Here is a 19,810-nt window from a genome sequence, read left to right as displayed (position 1 = left end):
CCAAAATGAAATTTCGCAAGATTTATAAACAAATGGAGGAGGCATAACAAATGAAATGTTATGATATCGGATTTATTCAAACATATATTGATGGAGAACTTTCTCATGATATAAGAAAGGAATTTACAAAGCACCTAGATACATGTAAAGCATGCCAAGATTTATTAGTAGAAATCAATAGATTAAATCAATGGGAAAACGTAATGCTAGATGAAGAGTCTGCAAATTCACCACAAGAAATCAAAATTGATATAGAACAAGCATGGAAAACATTTGAAAGTCGTTCCAAGTTAGACAATGTTTCTAATATAAATCACAAAAAACAACAAAAGAAGGGAATCTTTACAAACATGAGTAAAAAATCAAAGCGTTTCATTTATACAGCAGTAGCTGCAGCAGCACTTTTCACAACAGCAATGATTCCACAAGTACAAGTGGCGGCTACAAATGTTGCCTCGTATTTTTCTAATGCAGTTACAAACGATAAGGTTGTAAATGAAGGAATAAAAGATGAAAATGGTATCACACAAGATATGATGAAGAATGGTAAGTATATTCCTATTGATGAAAAAATTACAGATCAAGGTATTACTGTACATCTCAAAGAAGTATTTATCGCAGATTCACGTATATCAGTTCATTATAGAATGGAAAAAGCGGACGGAAGTTTAGTACCATTTGAATTTGATACATCAGGATTAAATCTTGAGAGTGATGGTAAAATTGATGGGCAACAAGAGGAAAACCCTGAGATTAAAAATGACGGGAGACTATCATTTATCCATGATTCAGATGATTATCTTCCTTTTGAACTTATGGCAGCAGGTAAAAAGTTAGATAAAATAGGCATTCGTGATAATGATAGACCTGAAGGTGTTGCTACATTTGTTATAACTACTGAAGAAAAAGACGTTTTTAAACAGCCTCTTACTTTAGATGTAAATATAACTAGAATTGGAAAAATAATTGGATCTTGGAAAGCTCAAATTCCAATTGATACTTCACATTTGAAAAATAATACGAATTAACATGAAAAAAAGAATAGAACAATATGTATCTAATTCTCAGTTTATATGTTTCCTTGTTTTCGTTACATTTATTTCTTATATAGTTTTTATTTTATCTTTTATTTATGATTTAAGTTTATAACCTTAAATCAATCATTTAAAACCATTACAAGAAAAAGATCTCTAAAAAAGTAGGGAAATAAATAACCGGTTTCTTAACGTATAAGGAATCGGTTATTTTGTATTTAAAATGCGTCTAAACGTACAATTTTCTTTTTTTGATATGGTGACCTCCAATACATCATTGTCCTTCTCTAAGCTCATATCTATTTTAAGAAGAGTCATTTACAAATTCAAAAAAACCCTCAAAGCATCTACTTTAAGGGGATTTCTCCTATCATCTTCTCTCTTCATACAATCGATTTGCTTTATACGAGCAAACGAAAAACATACATGTCGCAACGGGGATAAATGTCAAAAAAAGTCCTCTCATTAATGCAAATGGCGTTTCAAATAAGAATGACCATAGAAATGATACACCTTGCTTATCCCATAATCCTGGCGTCAAGTATAGTTCTTTCGGATTTACAAAGGCTCCTAAATTCATTGTATTACTATACATAAATAAAAATAATATCGGCAAATAACAAATCGCTAATTCTAAAAATGTTTTAGATAGACGCTTATACTTCCCTGCTCGTGACATTGGATCTGAAAAAATGTCATCTTCACTTTCTTCATCTACCTTTTTAAAATATTGCGTACCTGACCACCGATTACCAGCTATATGCTCCCAACCACTATCTTCAAATAATGTGCAGTAATTAATAAAATCACTTTTTCTACTAAATACTCTATGGTCTATTTTAATCGTCGCATCTTCCGGTTCTGTATATCTAAATGTATAACCAAATGTATTGCTTTCTAGTTGATAGCCTTTCCAAGCCATCTCTTCTAACCATTTTTCCTCTTTCTCAAAGTCTAAAAAGAATTTTAATCTCCACATCATCGTTTCCTCCTAACTATACGTGTAATAAACTTTTTGTAACCGCAATAATGTGCTGCATTCTCATAAAATCTAAATGCAATACTTCTTTCCCGCGTTCCGTAATGACATACACTTTTCTTCTTTTATCTTCACTTTTTACCGATTCTATTAACCCTTGTTTTAATAAATTTTCCACCGCACCATACAATGTACCCGCTGCGATTTTCACTTGATGATTACTCAGTTCCTCCACCTTTTGCATAATTAAATATCCATGAGCTGGCTCTAATAAAGCTAAAAGAACGTAATACGTTGTTTCCGTTAATGGTAAATTTTTATCTCTATTCATAAAGACCTCCAATGTAACGATAACTATATAGCTAAACTATATAGTTAAACTGTATAGTTTAATTTTATACAGTTAGACTGTATATGTCAAATGTAGGAATAACTTTATAACCCAAAACAAAAACGCTACCTTTTTAAAAGATAGCGTTTTTGTTTTACCCTTGCTTATTCTTCGCCTTCATTTGCTCTTCAAGAGATTTTTTTTCAGTTTCTAACACACTCATATCACTTTTCAACTTTTGCGTTTCTTCAAAATGTTCATCTACTAATTTATTATATTCTTTCTCAGAGTACATTTTTTCACTGGTTGATGTCGTTTTCTCTTTCGTAACAACTACATTAATAATTACAAATAAGGCTACAATTCCTATTAACACAGCGAAAATCTTCCTTTTATTCATGATTAATCCTCTAAAATGTAAAATTCCAAAAATTATCATAACAGACCAATTCGCTTTCACCTGTCATATTTTGTCGAATCAATATAATAAAAAAAGCATCTGAAACAGATGCTTTTTCTCATTCTTAATACGTAAACGTAATCGTCACTAAAGAATACCCTTCTTTCGCATTATACGACTCCGCTTTATAAGAAACACGGTTGGACCCTTGCGGATAACCGATTTCCCCAATTGCATTTTTCACATCTTGCAGCGCACCGTTCATTGATTGCTTATAAAGTACTTCTATCTTTTCTGGCTTTGCACTATAACGCTGCTGCATTTTATTTTTTAATTCAGTATAGTTATTTGCAATATATTCATTTCCTAAATAGTTTAACTTTGTATCTTTTAATATTTGCTGATATGCAGACGTTTTCGTACTACCTGCCGCAATTTTATTTGTCAGTGTACTATAATAATTTGTTGTAGCTTGCGGATAGTCTCCACGGTTCCACTCATGATTTCTTGCGATTTGTTCATCTGATAAATTGAAATACGAATACGTTACGCGGCCCTGCTCATCTGGAACCGGATCATCGAATGTTGTATCAAGGTGATACCATTTGTTTTCGATTTTCACTAAATTCCAAGCATGAGGTTGTCCGTCCCCAGTTCCTGTCACGAAATGATTTTCAATTCCTGCTTCTTTTAATAATTGATAAGTTAATAGTGCGTAACCTTGGCAAACCGCAGAACGATTTACAAGTGCTTCATATGCTGTGTAAGCTTTATAAGACGTATCATAAGAAACATGCTTTACTACGTAATCATGAATCGCCTTCACTTTTTCGTGATCATCCATTCCAACTTGAGTGATAGAAGAAACGATTGCTTTCGCTTGTTTCATGACATATTCCGTCTGTTCTTTCGTTTCACGATATGTAATCTTAAGCGTAAACGTATAATTTCCAGGTGATCCAGAAAGTCCATATGAAACATTCGATCTATTATTATTTGTATACTCATTTTTACTTGCCACTTCTTTATATGCGTTAAAAAGTGTATTCATCACTTCGTCTGTATTATTATTTTTCGTTTTATATGGCAGTGTAATATTTGTCTCGTATGTATTAATACGCTTTTGTACTTCCTCTTTAAACGCTGTTAATAATGCCGCATCTCCTGTATCTTTCACATCAGCATTTTTATACTTCAAAGTTTTATATAAAAACTGCGCATACTGTTCACGTGTTACTGTGCCATACGGTTCAAAATTCCCGTTCCCTGTGCCATCTGCGATTCCATTTGACTGCACCGCACTAATTGCATTTTCTGCCCAAAATGGATTTGGAACATCCTTAAAGGTATGTTTTTGTTTTGCCGCAAGATGGAAAGCATTCATAAGAATTTGTGCCATTTCTGCACGATTCACAGAAGCTTTCGGTCTAAATTGGCCATTTTCATCACCTTTAAAAACTCCTAAATTTGTTAAAGTTAATACCTCTTCTGGGAACATTGTAGAACTTTGATTAATATCACCGTAAGGATTTTTAAACGTAGACCCATCCTTTAATACGTAACGAGTTCCATCATTACTAAACGAGCCGCCTTGTTTATTTGGTACTAACACTCGATAAATTAAAGCCGCAACTTGCTCCCTTGTCGCAACATCTCCAAAACCAAATATCCCATTTCCATAACCGGAAATAATATTTTTACTCGCTAAATCTTTAATCGCAGGATATGACCAATGTGATGTCGGCACATCAGAAAAAACACCCACTTCAGCAGCTTTTACATCGCTGCCATTTGTATATAACAACGCACCACCAATAAGTGATAATGATGTAATTGATTTTAATAGTTTTGTATACATAATGTCTTCTCCCAATACTCTCTCTATTTTTGTTGGTTTATGTCGAAAAATCTAAAAATATGACAAAATATATTATACAATTAAAACTTTTTAAGGGATATATTAAATTTTAAAATATGCAAAAATTCATATTGTTATAAGGATTCATAGTGATATTATGTTATTTTACTTGCGAATATATAAATAAAAAAACTCTCATCTGAGCGTTTCATCTATATACCTAATAATTACTTTTTTCTACACTTCGAACTCTTCTTCGGTAATAATCCTTTGATCTAACAACTCTTTATACTCCAATATTTCTTTAGCCCCACGACTCTCCATGCGTATATTGTATAACACTTTTTGTATTGACCTTTGATTGGTCCGTTGAAAGATTTACTCCATTTAGAAATAATTCTATTGAATTTTTCACCACTAGCCACAAAAATATCTTATAATCTTTATATAATAAACTACAGTATTAGGAGTAGATAAAATGCCAGTTACACTCGAACTTATTCTTTTCATTCTTATAGCAATTAGTGCTGTTGGCTATTTAATAAAAGAATTTCAAAAAACTAGGAAACGAACACTTGGAATTTCACTAGAATTTTTAGTTCTTTTCTGGTCAATATGGAGAATATCAACTCTCATAATCTAATTTATAAAACATGAATTCCTTCGAATGAAGTGAAACTCTAATCAGTGGGGGTTTTACGGGATAAATTTACCAGTATTTTCACCACAACATTCATGTTAAAATCCCTTGTGAGTACGACATAACTCGACCTTATGAAGCTCCGCAGCTTTTATCGCGGAGCTTTTTTTATTTAAATTAACGCTTTTGTTCACTTTTTTGATACATTTACGAAACATTCATATGTTACGTTATATAAGTCCTTTTTTAAATCATATTCATTCTAGTAAAAAGTCCTAGTCCCCCTAGGACTTTTTGCATTCAAATAATGAGTTGTCTTTTTTCTCAATAACCGAAACTATTTAACATGGTAAAATAATAATTGGACTGGCATCCAATACCATATTACAATGGAGCAAATCGCAAGAAGGCACCTTAGGGTGTCTTTTTTGTACATAAAAAAATCTCACCATCTTATAGAAACGATAAGCCCTTTAAAACAATAATTGCAACTATATTAATTTTACATTACATTAAGGTTAGAGAATGTTCTTATTTTAATAAAGTGCTAAATAGTAGGTGGAAAAATGGAATTTAACGATTTGGGTATTACCATTAAAGAACTTAGAATCAAAAAAAATATATCACAATCCGAATTATGTCATGGAATATGTTCACAAAGTCAAATTAGCAAGATTGAAAAAGGTATGATTTATCCATCTAGTATATTGTTATATCAATTATCAGAAAGACTTGGTATTGATCCGAATAACATATTTGCACTAACTCAAAACAAAAGATTAAAATATGTAGAAAATGTAAAATACGTAATAAAAGATTGCTTAAAGCAAAAACAATATAAAGAACTTTATGAAATAGTAAAAAAAGAGAAAAACTTAAATAATTTTCAAACAAAAGATGAGAAACAATTTCTAATATGGCATGAAGCAATTGCTGTATTTATGGTGGATAAATCAATAAAAACTGCTTTAGATTTTTTAAATAATGCATTAAAACTGACTTTAACTAATTCTGATTTTTTATCAGAAAGAGAAATAGATATTATGCAAACAATGGCTATATTTTATGCAGAAAATAAAGAATATGAAAAAAGTATTAATATATTCAAAAGATGTTTAACTAATTTTAATAAGTTAGATTTTCCTAGAGATAAAGAAATTAAATTAAAACTCATGTTAAATTTAGCAAAATGTTTCGACTTCACATACCAATATGAAGAGGCAATAAAGTACATTGATAAGGGTATCAAATTAGCAATTAATCTACATACTTTATACCTACTAGGTGAACTATTCTATTTAAAAGGTCAGTGTTTATTAAAAATGAAACAACATAATGTAGAAGATGTTATTTATAACTGGAAAAAAGCATTATTTATATTTGAACTAACAGAAAAAGAATATTATACAAAAGTGATACCAGATGAACTTATTGAATTACAAAATAAAAAACACTCATAATTTCATAAAAACTACTTACAAATCCTACAGAAAAAATCCTTATAGCTTTTAAACTTAGATCGATAATATTAAAATAATTTAAGCCGGCGGAAGGCACCTTTAGGTGTCTTTTCTTTATTTTTACAAGGACCTGCTCAATTAATTTTAAAAAACATAATAGGGAATATTGTTTTATTTATCTCGTTTTCATTCATGCTATATATAAAATTCGTTAATAAACCCACCTCAAATACTAGTTCCTTTTATAAGCCGTTTTTTTGATGTAGATGACATTATTCTCAATACAATAGAATGAATTATGGGAACATACTTAGCAATATATATCAAAAAATAATATTAAGAAAACCCCTCCACCTTAAGGTAGAAGGGATCTTCTAATTTCTATTTCAAACTACCCGAAATTTCCGTAAAGGTACCCTAAGCGCATGTGTATCTGCATATCCTAAACTTCTTTCACCAACTACCACTCCTCTGCCGAACGATCTTTCACCAATAGATTGTATGCCGCGAAGTGCTACTTGTAACATTTCAATTCAGATATACGACAGTAAAGAATACATCATCACAGTGTCAGCAAGCAAAAGTGTATTCTGCATTTCTGAAAACAGTAGATGGCAGATTATGACCTACTGAATCTGCTAAGAAAGAATATACAAGAACATCCTTAACATCCTCTTTATTTCCACTAATGATGACATCAAGGAAATCTTCTACTTGAAATTCTGGAGTAAATAACACAATCTTAGTTGTTCTGTTTGGTTCTAAAGAAACAAAAGTACGAGAGATTTCAACTAATTCATTTTGAGTTGGGAAAAAAGTGTTTCGACTTCTCTTAACAGTTACCGTTACATTACTAGTATGGCAACGTGAATCATTGTTTAACATAATGTTGAGAGCAGTTGGAATAATCCCATTTTCAGAAACTGGAACTCGAAACACTCCAGTAGATTTATGAGCCATATAATCAGATCCTTCCAAAATAAAATATATTTACAATATATTAGATGCAAAAAACGTTCATTTTGATATGGACAAATTATATGATTAATATATCTATAATAACCCTCGGTATTACTAAGCCAATGTTTTAAAAGATTAACAAATAATTACCTCTGCAAATTTAGAAAATATCTACACTTTTTACAAACATTATTACAATTAGATAAACTAAAGCAATATCTCATTAACAAAGGGACTCCATAATTGGAGTCCCTTTGTTAATGAGATATTAAAAATGATCAGCATGTGAATATTGTATAATTTCTTCCTTTTTTAGAGCATGTTGTGTATCACCTGTATTGTTACTAAATGATAATACTATCACTAATCCTAACGCCGCTAATAAAAGCTTCTTCATTATTTTAACGCCCCTTTGCTTAGTAGTTTTTGTTTCACTTCGTAACATACATCGAAATAATCACTAACTTTTTCATGCTTATTCAATTTGCTGCGACAACATCATTTGATAAAAATCATTAAGTTGTTGCATAACTGCTTCATGCATTAAAATATTTGTGCTCATATCACTACGTCCTCCTCAACTACTTCCATCCCCCTAAATATTACCATTATTCTGTATATTATATAATAGTTCAACCTGCAATTGTAAATTGATAAAAAACAACATAATATTCTGAATCAAGAGAAGGGATTGGCTAACAAATGGTTACTGTATAAAAAATAAAAAACTTGTGATATTGCTTTTATCATATTTGATCTTATATATGGTTCTGTTACAAAGTTTGCTAAGTTAATATAAACTCTAGAAAAAATGAATAAAGATCACCACAGCTGAGCTATCTTTAATCCGTATAATAATATAAACATTCTATTAATTCATATTATTAATAAAGAAATACTTAAATATTCCATTTTTTCTAAAAGTGTATTATACTGTAAATTGCTGAGGGGCATATTTTAGTATTTTCTGGTAACTATTCAATTTGTTAGGTTGTTATTAGTATTACGGTAACGAAAACCTTATATTTCCCCTTGAAGATAAAGCATTAGCAGCAATTACATCGAGATATCATAATAATAATTATTTTCTTAACAATATCACGGAATTTTAATTCAGAAAATTCGAACCCTTAGGTAATATAAAGTGCTAAATAAAATATTTAGACAATTGAAGTCCAACAACGATTAGAAGATATATATATTAGAAAAGGAATTTTGGGAGATCTTATCCTATATAACTAATACATATAGCGTTGTATCTTTAAATCAATAAATTTTTCGATAAGCTAGTTAATAGATTATTGAATTTAATCTTTTAATAGAGTAAAAAAAATTAACTTTACATTCTAATTTAGAAATTATTAGGTGGTGTCAGTAGTGTTTGAGTATCTTTTAGTTAAAGCTTTATTTACTATTTTCTTAATTAGCCTAATCGTGTTAATCAGTTTAATATGGACTAAAATAGAAAAAATTCTGGACGAGACTGTATTTAAAAACGTTTCTGAAAAATCCAGATATGTAGTAACTATGGTAATTGTTATGGTAGGAGAATTTGTTCTCATAGTCATTACTTCATTAAATTGGAGAGCTTCAATTATTGACACACTCTTTTTTGGTAGTATTATTTTATTCTGCTGTATATGGCTAATACCTTATTTTGTTAATCAACAACAAAACGTCGCTAAAGTTATGGATAAGCATTTTAGTGGAGGGGTAGATTTAGGTGAAATTCAAGTTCATCGTGCGAAACTTTCTGCATTTAATTTAGGAAGTATTGTATTTTCTATAGTGGGAATTATTATACCTATTTGTTATTATTTTAAATACTTTTTATAACGGTTTATTGGTTCTGTTGGAAATTTTTTAAAGATATAGTAATAGGTGAGATTACAGATATTTATGTAGAAACAACTTAGATGTATAAGACAATCCATGTGAGCGAAAACAGTAAAATACCCTATAAGGTCTCTTTTACTTGTATTAATTAAAAAATGGTACTAATTTCTAAAACTTCCACCAGGACTTCTTTTTAGCTGCCCTCCCACCACTATGAGAGGTAAATGAAGGAAAGCGATACAGCTTGTGCGTATGCAGTGCATTTTGGTCTGGGTCACAGTCTTTTAACGTGGTCGAACTACAGGGGGAGTAAGCATATTCCCGATGGATCCATTTCTATACCTCTATTATCTAGGGAAATCCCCCAGTATCCAAGACTAAATTTTACCCATACATCATTTTTTGATGTAGCTCTTGAAGATAAAAACTATTTAATTTTCAAGGAACAGTTATTAACTTAAAACTTATTATATGAGGAGGGTGTATTATGAAAAAAATATGCTTTGTATTAATTGTCGACGCTGGTATAAATTATGGTTCAATATTTTCTCTACCATTTTTAAGGAATCAGGATGATTTGAAGGAATATTTCTCTAAGTATTATGATGTTTCAATTAATTATATTAGGGATAAAAACTCAGTTGACTATTTGGTAGTTCCCAAACCGTGTCCAGCTTTTGATAATGAAAATAATCTTCCAATAATTGAAGTACCAGCAATCTTATTTATGGAAAAGAATTTTGAAAAAATAAAGACTTATATAGACAATTATTTTTCTAATAACTCATAAAGAAAATAAAAGTACAATAAAAAGAAGTCCGATAAAAAACGAGTGGTGTAGAATATTTCTATTAATCATTCGTTTTTTATTATATTTACATATATGTTTTAAAAGAGGATTATAGACGTTCTGAAAAAAATTAATTATAACAAGAACAGTGTTCGTGCTACTATCTACGGTTATTTTTTGTACTAAGTACCCCTTTAACTAACAAGACAACAAAAAATAATTAATATATTAAAGTGAATAATGTTACTATTTTTCAAACCTAATCTAGAAGACACCGGAATTCTTTCGGCTTCATATTCCTTCATCAGCTCAAAATCAGCCTGATTATTAACATCTAACTTTCGTAAATCTTACTTTTTATCTATTTGACGTATCATATTTGAAACCTTCAAGCTGAAGCTACTTTCTTGCACCTTTTCAAAACCAAATTTAGGATAAAATTCTAACACCGTATCATTCGCGAATAAGTATATAAAATCATAATTCTTCTCGTATTTTTTAATGATATGATTCATTAATTTAGTCGCTAAACCTTGATGTCTATAATCCGGATGTGTCATCACTGTACCCAATTGAATTGCTTTATATTCCTTACCGTTAGAGATTACATTCATTTTATTAATAGATGTATTTGCGATGACTTTATCTCCATCCACATAAGAATAGCAAATATAGTTATCATTCCAACAGCCCCTGTCATACCATCCTTTAAAATCCAATTCAAATACATGTTTTGCAAGGTCATTAAAGCTTTCCTTATATTTTTCATTTTGCTTGTAGTCACTAATTAATTGATATTCATTCATGATAAATCCTCCATTTTTTATTATATTTTCCTAAAAAGAGTGTATATTTCTTACAACAATCTACTACTAAGTTTTCGTTAATCACCGCCTTATAATAGGTGTAACGGCATAGAAACATGCTTCCGGAATCAAAAAACGACAAAAAAAAGACCACAAGAAGAAACATCTTCTCATGGTCAAATTTCTGTCTATTATAAATACACCTATCCCGAAAGAATAGATATCGTGAAATAACATGAAATTTTTTGATAAGATATAATGTCTTCTAACCGCTACTAGTAAAAGGGTATAACAAATAAAATCAAGGAATTATCCTTAATTTGACCTTTTACAGTATAAAATTCGTTTGAATTTTAATTAGCGATTAATAAGCTTCATCATATACAATCAAAACCTCTTTTCAATATAATTTCTTACTATGAATATCTCCTTTGAAAACCGTTGTAAATGAAGACATAACAAAAAACAAGATTTATGTCCTTCTGTATCACCAAAATCGGTCGTTTTTGGTGATACAAAAAGACACATACTATTATTCTCGAAAACTACAGAAAAATCCCTCCGTCTTAAGACAGAGGGACTTTCTCATTCCTATTTCAAACTACCCGCAATCTCCGTAAAGATAACTCCAAGCGCATGTGCACCTGCATCAGGGTATCCTAAACTTCTTTCGCCAACTGTACCAGCGCGGCCCATGCGAGCTACGATTTCTTTCGTGTACTCTGCTCCTTTAACCGCTGCTTCTGCACCTTTTTCAAAGGCAGTTTTTACGTCTACTTCGTTTGAGGCGCTATCTAACCAAGAGTCTACACATGGAGCAAGTGCGTCAACAAGCGTTTTGTCACCAACTACTGCTCCTCTGCCGAATGATCTTTCACCGATCGATTGGATGCCTTGCAGTGCTGCTTGCAGTATTTCAGCGAATTCTTTCACTGTTAACTCACGCTTCTCGCCTGCTGCTTTACTAGCTGCGCGGAATGCACCGCCCCAAATTGGACCAGAAGCGCCGCCGCAATGTTCCATAATAATCATGGAGCAACCATCAAGGAATGATCCGATTGTTACGTTCTCTTGATCTACAATAGAATGCCACTCACGTTTTAATTGCTTAAATCCTTTTGCTACACTCATTCCGAAATCGCCGTCACCAGCGTGCGTGTCTAACTCACAGAATGGTACTTCATTTTTAATGATAATATCGCTCATTTTATCAACGAGATAAATCATGTTGTTTAATGTAATGACATTATCTTTAATAACAGCGTGTTCTTCCGCCGTTTCTAGTTCAAATGAAACTTCCTTCTCTTCTGTTTCTTCAAGTACATTTACATACTCTACACTTTCAACTGGTCCATCTACTTTAAACGCTGGTGTGTTACATTCTTTCGATAGTAATGTTTTTAACTCATCATCTAACTTCATTACAGTTAAAGACATACCAGCCATATCGATACTCGTCATATAGTTGCCGACGAATACTCTATTAATTTTAATGTTTCTAGCAGCTAATTCTCGCGTCACTGCATTGTTAAATAAGTAAAGTTCCTGCAGTGGTGTTCCGCCAAAACCGTTAACTAGAAGTGCGATTTCCTCGCCATCTTTTACTCCTAAATCTTTTACAAGATCGTTTGTCATACGGTTAGCTAGTTCATCTGCTGACAACATTTTTTCACGCTTAATTCCTGGCTCGCCGTGAATACCTACGCCGTATTCCATTTCATCTTCCGCAAGTGTGAAAGTAGGTGATCCGCTCGCTGGAACTGTACAAGACGTTAACGCTAAACCAATTGTGCGCACGTTAGCCGCTGCTTTTTCTGCGACAGCTTTCACCGCTCCTAAATCCATACCTGCTTCCGCTGCTGCGCCGGCAATTTTATGAACTAAAATAACTCCTGCAACGCCGCGGCGTCCTACTGTATACAGACTATCTTCTACCGCAATATCATCGTCCACTTTGACGTAGTCGACTTCAATTCCATCTTCCGTCGCTAAATGCGCACCGTTTTTGAAATTCATAATATCGCCGCTATAATTTTTAATAATTAATAACGTACCTTTTTTACTAGCTGTTTCTTTAATTGCTTGATATACCTGAATTTGTGAAGGAGAAGCAAAAACATCTCCGCACACCGCCGCATCTAACATTCCTTTTCCGACTAACCCTGCATGTGCCGGCTCATGGCCACTACCGCCGCCACTAATTAACGTTACTTTGTTTTCGTTCATTTCTTTCTTCTTAATCACTTTATATTTTTTCAAAAGTTCAAGCTCTGGGTGAGCCATAACCATTCCGTTACACATTTCCATTACTAATGTTTCTGGTTTGTTTATAATCTTTTTCATTGTGATTATCCCTCAATTCCTTTAATATATTGTGATATATTTGAAATCTTCTTCTTACTACTCATGTTAAAATGAAAGCGTTTTATAGTAAACGGACAAAATGGACAATCTGTCTAAAGACACCGCTCTCATTTATAGATAGGATTTTTATATTACTAACATTCTAGGGATGATTCAGATGACCTCTTCTATAATTTCTAAAAAGATAATCGCGAACTCATTGAAATATTTAATGGAAACAGAGTCGTTTCATAAAATATCAGTGAGCGATATTATGTTACACTGTCAAATGCGTAGGCAAACTTTTTATTATCATTTTAAAGATAAATTTGAACTATTAAGCTGGATTTATAGAGAAGAAACGAAAGAAAATATTATAGACTTTCTCGATTATGAAAAATGGGAAAACATTTTTGATTTATTATTTGATTACTTTTATGAAAATCAAAAATTTTACCGAAATGCTTTTAAAGTTATTGAGCAAAACTCGTTTAATCACTATTTATTTGAGCATACGAAAAACTTATATATGAAGATTATTGATGAACTATCTGTAAGCTGTGGATTCAGCCTTTCTGATGAGACAAAAAATACGATTGCCTCCTTTTATAGTCACGGCTTCGTTGGAACGATAAAAGATTGGATTGAAAGCAAGTGCGAAGTAGATCCTTCCATTATGTCTTCTCTTATGAAAAATATGATAAACAATCAATTACTACTATTACTTGAGCAATCAGCAAAGTAATTAAAGGGTGGCAAAAGCAATGAAAAAGATTATGAATGATGTACAACATATCGTTCAAGATATGCTGCATGGCTTTTATTTTGAACATAACGACAAAGTAAATTACGACGAAACAAATAACATCATTTATGTAAAGGATATCGAAAAACTAAAGCAAAACGTCGCGATTATAAGCGGCGGTGGTAGCGGACATGAACCCGCTGATATTGGCTATGTAGGAAAAGGTATGCTTACAGCGGCAGTAAACGGCAGCATTTTCACTCCGCCTACAGTGGAACAAATTGTAGCGGCTACTCGCCTCATGCCAAAAGATAAAAGTATTTTATTCATCATTAAAAACTTTAAAGATGACGTTGAGAACTTTCTAGCGGCTGAGCAGATCGCTAAAGAAGAAGGAAGAAAAATTGACCATATCATCGTAAATGACGACGTTTCAATTGAAGATGATGCTTCTTTTAATAAAAGAAGACGCGGCGTTGCTGGTACTGTTTTCATTCAAAAAATACTTGGTGCGGCTGCTCTTGAAGGTCATTCTTTAGAAGAACTAACGACAATTGGCCGTTCTGTTACAGAAAACTTACACACATTAGGAGTTGCTCTTTCACCTGCAAACAATCCAGTGAAAGGAAAAGCTTCATTCACATTAAACGAAGATGAAGTCTTTTATGGCGTTGGTATCCACGGCGAAAAAGGTTACCGTAAAGAAGCACTATCCTCTTCTGAAATATTAGCGATCGAACTAATGAACAAACTTAAAAGCATTTATCGCTGGAGAAAAGGAGACAACTTTGCCATCCTTATTAACGGACTCGGCGCAACTCCATTAATGGAGCAATACATTTTCGCAAATGACATTCGCCGTTTATGTGAGCTGGAAGGATTACAGATTACATTCGTAAAAGTTGGTACATTGCTAACTTCTTTAGATATGAAAGGTGTTTCGCTCAGTTTGCTTAAGGTAGAAGATTTGGATTGGGTGAAGTGGTTGAAGGAAAGTACGGAAACTGCTAGTTGGTAATACAAATAGGATGGCTTCAATTGGCCATCCTATTTGTATACGTATATTTATTGAAAGGCAACTTCTCCTACTTTCCATATGCCATCACGTTTAAATATTTAAAACTCTGCATCATTCCTCACCTTGAAATATCCGCTGTGCTTACCCCATTGCTATCAAGCTAAACTCGCACAACGTCAATTAAAGTATAGGTTGTTTCTTGCAATAAATTTTTAAATAACTCAAAATAACAAGCAAAAAGTCCCTTCAAAGTTAAAGGGACTTTTTAGTATGTAGAAATTAGCCTAAACCTAAGATTACATCTCTTGAAAGGGGGCATTTTTATGTTATTCAGGTTTATTGAGGAGCTTTTGTTTGAAGCAACTTTAACCCCATACCAATAAAAATCAGTCCTGTTATCTTATTTAGAATCATTCCTACCTTTTGGTTTCCTCTTAATTTTTTTGTAACATATGAAGAGAAATAAGCAACAAATAAACACCATAATAGTCCAGTTACTGTAAAAGTAAGTCCTAAAATGATAAAAGGCATAGGACCTGAAGCCTTTGTATCTATAAATTGCGGAAGAAACGCAATAAAGAATAAAGAGACTTTTGGATTCGTAAGACTTGTTAAAAGCCCTTGTATATATATTTTTCTAATGTTCAATTTATTGGACGAGGCCTGGAAAGCTACATTCGTCTTATCAAGTATCATTTTAATCCCTAAATATACAAGATAGATAACACCTATAACCTTAATAGTGTTAAATAGCACAATGGATTTTGTAAGTATAATAGATAAACCAAAAGCAACCAACAACGTATGAACTAAAGAACCAGTAATAATACCAAACACAGAATACACACCTGCTTTTCTACCTTGTGAAATACTTCTCCCCACAATGTACATGGTGTCTGCACCAGGAATTAAATTCAATAAAATTCCTGTTAGTAAAAACACTTCATAATTAATAATACCGTACATTTTAGCACCTCTATCTATTTTTTTGGTGCCCTTATTGATATTAAATTAAATAAACGAAAAAAGAAAGTATTTTCTATTTATTCAATAAAATTAGCGGATTTTTGAATCTACAAACGAAATCCAGCTATTTAAAAATTCAATTACTGAAGAATTCTGCCCTCAATATTACAGCAAATTTACATTAAAAATGTAAATCCTCATTTCCTTTGTATTTTCCTTTATTAAGTCTTTTTCTTATGAATAATTCTGCAACAATTAAATTGGGTACCCACGCTAACCAAGCAATAATAGCGTAACTAAGTTCAAAACGCTCTATTCCAAATAGAACGATAAACAACGGTAGCCAAATTCTTAATGTAACTGCTCCAAAGGTTAAAGAATAATTTCTAATCATCCAATTCCGATGCTCTTTAATTTTTTTATTCTTAACTCCATGTAACGCTTGATATGCTGATGTTAGCCAAAATACAGATAACAAACCGAAACCTAGCTTCGCTACCAATCCTCCCGTAGCATAAAAAGATAGGTATAGTCCAGAAACGCCTCCTAATAATATACCAACCATATAGATTCTCCCAATTATTCGATGACGGTTGATATTCCTTTCTCTAAATCTAGTGGATAATGTAAAAGGACCAATTACTAATGCTACTATACTAGTTGTAATATGTATAAATAGCATCATATACCAGAACGCACTTAATTTAGATCCAAACATAAGCTTCACTTTTACAAGCCCTGTTTGAAATCCATCCATAATAAAATATTGGACAACAATATAACTAGCTACTAAAAATGCAAAACAAGTAACTACAAACCAAATTTTCCTGTTCAAATTTTACTGCCTCCTTATTACATTCACGAAAATTAGATTATATATTTCTTTTCATTCTCGGGAAAAATAGAAAAGCCTTCTTTACTCTCTTTAGCACATTGTTTTTATAAACCGAATGACTTACATGCAACGACGAATAAAATATATGATACAAGGCCCTTCTTCATACATAAAAACCCTCAAGTATGTCGTTCTATACTTGAGGGTTTTTTCATTTATTCTCTCTCGTCTCTCATTTTCTTAAATCAATAATTAGCTCATCTGTAATCTGCTCAAGATGGAAAAATCTTTTTATATAATGGATATCAGACCATTTTTCTTCTCCACCAATAATAAATAATTCTTGCGCATCATACATAAATGAAAAGCTTGGATAGAAACTGTCCGCTTTTATTTCAATCCCACCAGTACGATTACTGATAATCTTACAGTCTGCTGAATAGCTTAATAGCGTATAGAGAGAATCTTGTGCTGATTGGAAGAAATACTTCATAAGTGTGGTTATATCATCACTATTGGTAATGCACACTTTAAAAAAGTTCGTATCCTTTTTCTTATTAGTAAAAACTAGCTCAAAATGAAGTTTATTCTCTTCTAAAAACCCTTCAATAAAGTCTCTACATAAATAAGTTTCAAATAACATATACATAGGAAATTTGTTATGTGCGCCTATAAATCCTTTAATGATTTCTTCAAATCCTGTATGCTGATTCAAATTCGTTCCCACTCCTATCATAATAGGGTGATTTAAATAAATAGGATACGGTGATTGCCCTTCATCTTTTAACATATACACTCGTTTTTCATCTGTATGAAGAGCTGGTTTAGACTCTTTTAGTAAGTATTGAGATAATTGAACATTTAACACATTTACACCTGCCTATCATGTCATACATAAACTGTATCTATTAAGTTAGAAAAAAGGATGAACAATTCATATTTTACCGTGTATAAGCGAGAAGAACTAGAATAGATCGCCGGCTTACATGTCTCCAGGATAATAAATGAACATCGCACCTACAAATGAAAAAACTAAACAAAAAACAGCCTCGTATTTTATAACTAAAGAAGAGTTCGTATCAAGCCTTTTTTCCTCTCTTTTACATATCATTTTAAATAAAACTCTATATATTACATACCCCACAATTGCCCCAAGGGTATTCGTAAATACATCATCAATATCTGTAATTCTATTATTTAATAATTGGTTTAACTCAATTGCCAATGAAAAAAAGAATCCCGCACATACGGTGTTTTTCATTTTTCTAAACTGCGACCAAATAGTCGGTAATAAAAAACCTAATGGCATAAACAGTACAATGTTCAAAAGATACGTCGTACTACCTGCCGTATCAAATAGAGTCAAGTTGATTTGACTTACACGAATCCACGTTTCATATCTACTTATATCCCATACAGTCGCGATCTGCGTCACCCTATACACTAGCGAAAGGTAGAATAGAAAAACATATACCCACAAAAAATGCAGAATAGATATAGTTCTTTTCGCTTTAAAATAAAATCCAATTTGAAACACAATACAAAACATAATAGTAAAAAAATAAGTATACAAATAACTCATCAAAACTCCTGTATCCATGTAGAATCCCCTAACTTTACAATTTCATCTATGACTTTGTTGTTTATAGGATAGGAGAAACTTTTAAAATAAAAAGTGGGGTAAACATAAAATTTTTCTTAAATCTTCAGTTGGGTTTTATTATTACTCTTCTTAGGAATCCACCATTGATAGCTACGCAACAGTATGCTTACACTTAACAATATTATCATTTTTGCACGTAATCCTCGTAATACTTTAACCGATGAAGCATATATAAAATCATGTGAATCGTTTGTTCAGTTAAAACATGAAATTAAGAAATATATGACGTACTATAATCACTCTTGCTATCAATAGAATGTACAGAAGATGACTCCTGTTTGCATACAGAAATCATCTTTTTTAGGTTACCGATTTTTTTTATAATGTCCTTTACAAAGGGTACAAATCAAGAGCATCTTATTCCTATTCAAGGGGATCAACTATACCTTCCTCCCTTAAAATCACTAAAACCCATTTACAAATCTATAAAAGTAGATATAATATCCTTATGGAACCTTTATTAATTTATAAAGCATTGTCAAATGAAACAAGATGTCAAATTTTATCATGGTTAAAAAATCCAGAAAACCATTTCGACGAAAAACCTTACCTAGAACAAGACCTTAACTTTCAAGTTGGAGTATGTGTAGGAGATATCCAGCTTAAAACTGGCTTAGCTCAATCGGTTATTTCTAGTTATTTATTAACTATGAAAAAAGCAGGCTTACTAGAGTCTGACCGAATTGGAAAATGGACCTACTATCGTCGAAATGAAAAAACAATACGAGAGTTTTCTGAATACGTCCAAAACGAATTATAAAATGAAAGCTAATAATCAATCAGCATACTAATTGATTATTAGCTTTCACACATTCTGCTTTTTTACAGGTATCCAATGACTTCTTATAAATTGCACTGCCTGTAAAAGCAAGAAACATCGAAAGGAGAATTTTTTTTAATATATCATATCTAGTTATTTAGATATCTGTTATTGTATTTCAGATTACATACTCCTGATAATATTGGCATCCAATCATGCTTATAATAATGCTTCTTTGTTAATGAATTTACTTTCAAAATACTGATACGAATGGAGGTGCGACACGTTCCTAAGTGAAAAGCTTAGGCACTGTCGGACAATTGTTCAACAGTGAACTTTCATTCCGAGTTGTCAAATGATAGGGTAACGCCTTGAAGGGCACCTCT

Annotated in this window: 18 protein-coding genes and 4 pseudogenes; 9 read left to right on the top strand and 13 right to left on the bottom strand. The window is 31.9% G+C overall.

The features are described 5' to 3' along the window. Positions 1–50 precede the first annotated feature (50 nt). Positions 51–1,028: a DUF4179 domain-containing protein gene (locus ACS2CR_RS28390; protein WP_139894347.1), complete on the top strand. Its 978-nt coding sequence runs from the start codon at positions 51–53 to the stop codon at positions 1,026–1,028. Positions 1,029–1,404: 376 nt separating this feature from the next. Here the strand turns inward: ACS2CR_RS28390 and ACS2CR_RS28385 are convergent, their stop codons facing one another. From ACS2CR_RS28385 to ACS2CR_RS28370, 4 genes and pseudogenes are all read right to left on the bottom strand, one after another. Beyond that, the gene (locus tag ACS2CR_RS28385) at positions 1,405–2,016 is read right to left on the bottom strand and encodes a DUF2812 domain-containing protein (protein ID WP_002100804.1); all 612 of its coding nucleotides are present in this window, start codon (positions 2,014–2,016) and stop codon (positions 1,405–1,407) included. 13 nt (positions 2,017–2,029) lie between these two features. After that, a complete protein-coding gene (locus ACS2CR_RS28380) occupies positions 2,030–2,344 on the bottom strand; it encodes a PadR family transcriptional regulator (RefSeq protein ID WP_001078063.1) in 315 nt (104 codons plus the stop codon). A gap of 175 nt (positions 2,345–2,519) precedes the next feature. Continuing rightward, positions 2,520–2,744 (bottom strand): annotated as a pseudogene (locus tag ACS2CR_RS28375) (hypothetical protein); the annotation flags it as partial. A 124-nt stretch (positions 2,745–2,868) separates the two neighbouring features. Continuing rightward, positions 2,869–4,602 carry an S-layer homology domain-containing protein gene (locus tag ACS2CR_RS28370; RefSeq protein ID WP_153602426.1) on the bottom strand — a complete coding sequence of 578 codons (1,734 nt, stop codon included), beginning with the start codon at positions 4,600–4,602 and terminating at the stop codon, positions 2,869–2,871. Between the two features lie 1,206 nt (positions 4,603–5,808). On the opposite strand from ACS2CR_RS28370, the gene ACS2CR_RS28365 reads away from it, so the two are divergent. Beyond that, positions 5,809–6,702, top strand: coding sequence for a helix-turn-helix domain-containing protein (locus ACS2CR_RS28365; RefSeq protein ID WP_078439229.1), 894 nt, complete (start codon positions 5,809–5,811; stop codon positions 6,700–6,702). Between the two features lie 443 nt (positions 6,703–7,145). Here the strand turns inward: ACS2CR_RS28365 and ACS2CR_RS28360 are convergent. The 3 genes and pseudogenes from ACS2CR_RS28360 to ACS2CR_RS28350 all read right to left on the bottom strand — a co-directional run. Further along, positions 7,146–7,232 (bottom strand): annotated as a pseudogene (locus ACS2CR_RS28360) (dihydroxyacetone kinase, ATP-dependent); the annotation flags it as partial. Between the two features lie 40 nt (positions 7,233–7,272). Further along, positions 7,273–7,662, bottom strand: a complete 390-nt coding sequence (locus ACS2CR_RS28355) for a hypothetical protein (RefSeq protein ID WP_000940662.1) — start codon at positions 7,660–7,662, stop codon at positions 7,273–7,275. 268 nt (positions 7,663–7,930) lie between these two features. After that, on the bottom strand, positions 7,931–8,059 hold the full coding sequence (locus ACS2CR_RS28350) for a hypothetical protein (RefSeq protein WP_258054562.1): 129 nt from the start codon (positions 8,057–8,059) through the stop codon (positions 7,931–7,933). A 770-nt stretch (positions 8,060–8,829) separates the two neighbouring features. Between ACS2CR_RS28350 and ACS2CR_RS28345 the strand changes: the two are divergent. The 3 genes and pseudogenes from ACS2CR_RS28345 to ACS2CR_RS28335 form a co-directional block, all read left to right on the top strand. Continuing rightward, positions 8,830–8,935 (top strand): annotated as a pseudogene (locus tag ACS2CR_RS28345) (BtrH N-terminal domain-containing protein); the annotation flags it as partial. A gap of 104 nt (positions 8,936–9,039) precedes the next feature. Then, the gene (locus ACS2CR_RS28340; RefSeq protein WP_000464469.1) at positions 9,040–9,498 is read left to right on the top strand and encodes a hypothetical protein; all 459 of its coding nucleotides are present in this window, start codon (positions 9,040–9,042) and stop codon (positions 9,496–9,498) included. Between the two features lie 487 nt (positions 9,499–9,985). After that, complete coding sequence (locus ACS2CR_RS28335) at positions 9,986–10,288, top strand: hypothetical protein (RefSeq protein ID WP_000717611.1); 303 nt, start codon at positions 9,986–9,988, stop codon at positions 10,286–10,288. A 350-nt stretch (positions 10,289–10,638) separates the two neighbouring features. On the opposite strand, the gene ACS2CR_RS28330 is transcribed toward ACS2CR_RS28335, so the two are convergent. Next, positions 10,639–11,094 carry a GNAT family N-acetyltransferase gene (locus ACS2CR_RS28330; RefSeq protein ID WP_076775411.1) on the bottom strand — a complete coding sequence of 152 codons (456 nt, stop codon included), beginning with the start codon at positions 11,092–11,094 and terminating at the stop codon, positions 10,639–10,641. 591 nt (positions 11,095–11,685) lie between these two features. Continuing rightward, on the bottom strand, positions 11,686–13,437 hold the full coding sequence (gene dhaK / locus ACS2CR_RS28325) for a dihydroxyacetone kinase subunit DhaK (RefSeq protein ID WP_000720739.1): 1,752 nt from the start codon (positions 13,435–13,437) through the stop codon (positions 11,686–11,688). Positions 13,438–13,615: 178 nt separating this feature from the next. On the opposite strand from dhaK, the gene dhaS reads away from it, so the two are divergent. Together dhaS and dhaQ are read left to right on the top strand one after the other, a co-directional pair. Continuing rightward, positions 13,616–14,182 carry a dihydroxyacetone kinase transcriptional activator DhaS gene (gene dhaS / locus ACS2CR_RS28320; RefSeq protein WP_000204212.1) on the top strand — a complete coding sequence of 189 codons (567 nt, stop codon included), beginning with the start codon at positions 13,616–13,618 and terminating at the stop codon, positions 14,180–14,182. Positions 14,183–14,201: 19 nt separating this feature from the next. Continuing rightward, positions 14,202–15,200 carry a DhaKLM operon coactivator DhaQ gene (dhaQ, locus tag ACS2CR_RS28315; RefSeq protein ID WP_000723343.1) on the top strand — a complete coding sequence of 333 codons (999 nt, stop codon included), beginning with the start codon at positions 14,202–14,204 and terminating at the stop codon, positions 15,198–15,200. A gap of 336 nt (positions 15,201–15,536) precedes the next feature. On the opposite strand, the gene ACS2CR_RS28310 is transcribed toward dhaQ, so the two are convergent. The 4 genes from ACS2CR_RS28310 to ACS2CR_RS28295 form a co-directional block, all read right to left on the bottom strand. Beyond that, entirely contained in the window at positions 15,537–16,166 is a 630-nt protein-coding gene (locus ACS2CR_RS28310; protein ID WP_000274247.1) for a LysE family translocator, read from the bottom strand. Positions 16,167–16,347: 181 nt separating this feature from the next. Beyond that, entirely contained in the window at positions 16,348–17,001 is a 654-nt protein-coding gene (locus ACS2CR_RS28305; protein WP_001080302.1) for a DUF2306 domain-containing protein, read from the bottom strand. 232 nt (positions 17,002–17,233) lie between these two features. Beyond that, entirely contained in the window at positions 17,234–17,869 is a 636-nt protein-coding gene (locus tag ACS2CR_RS28300; RefSeq protein WP_000935784.1) for a hypothetical protein, read from the bottom strand. 114 nt (positions 17,870–17,983) lie between these two features. Next, the gene (locus ACS2CR_RS28295; protein ID WP_065704703.1) at positions 17,984–18,601 is read right to left on the bottom strand and encodes a VanZ family protein; all 618 of its coding nucleotides are present in this window, start codon (positions 18,599–18,601) and stop codon (positions 17,984–17,986) included. Positions 18,602–18,817: 216 nt separating this feature from the next. Here ACS2CR_RS28295 and ACS2CR_RS28290 point away from each other — a divergent pair. Both ACS2CR_RS28290 and ACS2CR_RS28285 read left to right on the top strand, forming a co-directional pair. After that, positions 18,818–18,919: pseudogene (locus ACS2CR_RS28290) on the top strand (TetR family transcriptional regulator); the annotation flags it as partial. Positions 18,920–19,112: 193 nt separating this feature from the next. Further along, positions 19,113–19,424, top strand: coding sequence for an ArsR/SmtB family transcription factor (locus tag ACS2CR_RS28285; RefSeq protein ID WP_000433539.1), 312 nt, complete (start codon positions 19,113–19,115; stop codon positions 19,422–19,424). Positions 19,425–19,810 lie beyond the last annotated feature (386 nt).

This window comes from Bacillus cereus group sp. BceL291 (assembly GCF_051776705.1).
GTDB classification, from domain to species: domain Bacteria; phylum Bacillota; class Bacilli; order Bacillales; family Bacillaceae_G; genus Bacillus_A; species Bacillus_A cereus.
Note: the sequence above shows the minus strand (reverse complement) of the source record. Positions and strands in the feature narration are given on the sequence as shown.